Raw genomic sequence first — 2,570 nt, forward strand, 5'->3', positions numbered from 1 at the left:
ATTAAGTAGCTGGTTATAATTAAATTAAAAATGGATTTTAGGTTTGATCCCCCCTGCCCCCCTTGATAAGGGGGGTGCCGATCCCCCCTTAGTCCCCCCTTAATCCCCCCTTGATAAGGGGGGTGCTGATCCCCCCTTAGTCCCCCCTTTAATCCCCCCTTAATAAGGGGGGCATCTGACAACTTTTAACGCCTACCTACTTATCAAATTTAGCCAAGATTTTCAATCCTTCTTCTGGGTTGCCATTAGCTGTCATTTCCTTAAATCTAGTATAGGCATCAAATTCGGCTAAAGTGTTGGGGGAAAGATATTCAATCAGTTTATTGATACTGATTCCTTTTAGTTCATTCATAGAAAACTCCTGATTCTGGCGGTAATTTCCTGAAGAACTTCTAAGAGCGTTGGAGCAGCGGACGAGATTACATTTTCTTCACTGCTGTCATGTTTGTGATGGGGATAGGTTGGGAGGTTCAGCTTTTTATGATGTGGAGTATTATCATAACGGAAAATTAAGGTATTCATGGTATTCATATACTGATAAGCGTACATATTACGATTAATAATTGTTTCGATATTGACAAACTCTCGAATATGCAGAACTGAATTATCAATGAATTTAATTTCGGCTCGAATAAATCCTTCATAACTATCACGTTTTTCACAATCTAGCGTAAAAAATTTTACTACTGAACAGGTTGCGATAATTGTTTGAATCTGTTGAAAATAATCTTCAATTAACAAATTCAATTCCTCTGAGTCTTTCTGCTTTTTCCTGTAGGCATTGTAGCATTCGCAATTCGCCAATCCATTCGTCAAGTTCCAGGGTTTCCTGAAATTCGTCGTTTTCGTAGCGATGCAGAAATTCTGCTGTGGACAGTTGATATTTGTCCTCAAATTCTCGCAGTCGTTGTTCGGTACGCTGGATACCCGCTTCAGTGGAACGTAGGGCTTCAGCGATTGCGCCTTCGATTAGAGGTTTGAGGGAGCCGGAGTGATGAGAGATGAGTGTGAGTTCCTTCATAATAAAATGGAGCTAAAAAGCTGGTGTCTAGGTAAATCAATAGTGTGCTTCTTGGCGTAATTGTTGCAGGATGTCAAGGCTTTGGATCGCGGAGGGTTGATGTTGGGATCGCAAAGCCTGGTGGGAACTTAGAGGGTGGCGGGAATTTAGCGGGGGCGAGAGTTGGGCAATGAGTTGACCTTCTCGGAAAATAATGATGTCTTGTCCTTTTTCAACTTCATGGAGGAGTTGGATGAGGGTGATGGAGGTATCGGTGATTTCTATTTTGAGCATGGGGTTGGCGTTTTAGCTTGTCTAGGTACTTAGCGATCGCTATAATGATAACGACCTTGCAAAAATTCTATCCGATCGTGACTAACCAGATAAACAATACGATCAGATTGGGTAAGGCGGCGAGACCAAACATTGGCATCTTGATATTTTAAGGGTTCAGGTTTGCCCGTTCCTTCAAAAGGATTGCGTCGAATTTCTTCAACTAAAGATAACAGACGAAGGGCAATTTTTCTCTCAGTTTCTACCCAATATCTGAGGTCTTCTAGAAACCTTATATCAAAAACGAGTTCGCGTTCTGGCTTAGGCTGAGACTTTTTCTTCTTTGTCAATACCTAACTCCTGGCATAAGTTTTCTAAAGTTTGAGGCTGATTCGTTCTGGCTTTGGCACGTTGTAGTGCATCTAGGAGGCGTACTGCATTTTCATGAGAACTGAATAAATAAGCAGTTTCTATCAAGCTATTGAGTTCTGCTGTAAGAATCAAGGAAATGCTTTCACCACCTTCCCGTGTAATTTCTATTGGTTGACGAGTAGAAATGACGCGATCGCAAATTTTGTCAAAGTTACTACCAGCTTGAGTCTGGTCAATTTTTGGGTTCATTTTTTCTCCTTTCTCCTTCTCTCTCAGATTATACTTTTGACTTTTGACTTTATTTTTCCTTTTTAGCGTCGTTGGCGAGTTGGTTGGCGCGGGCGACGGGATCAAAACGGAGGCTAGGATTCCACTTTTGGGCGATTTTAAAGCCTTCAATTGCCTCGTTGATTTTGCCTTCCCTAGCTAAGGCTTCGCTTTGTTCCATTAAAATACTCGCACTAGGCTGGGTGAGGTCAGCAGTTTGGCAGGTCGATAATTTAGCCAGCATTTGAGGATTGACAATCAAATAGTTTTTTAACCAATTACAGCCTCGAACCAACAGGCGATCGAGATTTTCCACAGGCCACACCCTCGCTGTCTTGTCAGAGGAGGCGGTGACGATGCGCTTGCCGTCTGGGCTAAAGGCGGCTGTCCAGACACGGTCTTGATGGCCGTTGAGGGAGGCGATTTCTCTTCCCGTCTCGGCATCCCACACCCTCCCTGTCTTGTCTTCTGAGGCGGTGACGATGCGCTTGCCGTCTGGGCTAAAGGCGGCTGTCCAGACAGAGCTTTGATGGCCGTTGAGGGAGGCGATTTCTCTTCCCGTCTCGGCATCCCACACCCTCGCTGTCTTGTCTTCTGAGGCGGTGACGATGCGCTTGCCGTCCGGGCTAAAGGCGGCTGTCCAGACATAGCCTTGATG

General features: G+C 44.4%; 7 protein-coding genes. All 7 read right to left on the reverse strand.

Going from position 1 to position 2,570, the window contains the following annotated elements:
- Positions 1-196: 196 nt before the first annotated feature.
- Positions 197-352 carry a DNA-binding protein gene (locus PX481_RS29415; protein WP_288026147.1) on the reverse strand — a complete coding sequence of 52 codons (156 nt, stop codon included), beginning with the start codon at positions 350-352 and terminating at the stop codon, positions 197-199.
- Positions 349-741 (reverse strand): toxin-antitoxin system TumE family protein, encoded by a 393-nt coding sequence (locus PX481_RS29420; protein WP_002761383.1) that lies wholly within the window; start codon positions 739-741, stop codon positions 349-351. Before PX481_RS29420 ends, PX481_RS29415 begins: the two co-directional genes overlap by 4 nt.
- The gene (locus PX481_RS29425) at positions 731-1,021 is read right to left on the reverse strand and encodes a hypothetical protein (RefSeq protein WP_002761385.1); all 291 of its coding nucleotides are present in this window, start codon (positions 1,019-1,021) and stop codon (positions 731-733) included. The genes PX481_RS29420 and PX481_RS29425 overlap by 11 nt, the downstream gene beginning before the upstream one ends.
- A 36-nt stretch (positions 1,022-1,057) precedes the next feature.
- Positions 1,058-1,294: a hypothetical protein gene (locus PX481_RS29430; RefSeq protein WP_043999266.1), complete on the reverse strand. Its 237-nt coding sequence runs from the start codon at positions 1,292-1,294 to the stop codon at positions 1,058-1,060.
- A 29-nt stretch (positions 1,295-1,323) separates the two neighbouring features.
- Positions 1,324-1,623 (reverse strand): Txe/YoeB family addiction module toxin, encoded by a 300-nt coding sequence (locus PX481_RS29435; protein ID WP_002761386.1) that lies wholly within the window; start codon positions 1,621-1,623, stop codon positions 1,324-1,326.
- On the reverse strand, positions 1,595-1,894 hold the full coding sequence (locus tag PX481_RS29440; RefSeq protein ID WP_002761387.1) for a type II toxin-antitoxin system Phd/YefM family antitoxin: 300 nt from the start codon (positions 1,892-1,894) through the stop codon (positions 1,595-1,597). Before PX481_RS29440 ends, PX481_RS29435 begins: the two co-directional genes overlap by 29 nt.
- A 49-nt stretch (positions 1,895-1,943) precedes the next feature.
- Positions 1,944-2,570, reverse strand: a 627-nt coding sequence (locus tag PX481_RS29445; RefSeq protein WP_288097516.1) for a WD40 repeat domain-containing protein, incomplete at its 5' end; no start/stop codon positions are given.

The organism is Microcystis sp. M53603_WE2 (genome assembly GCF_030065435.1).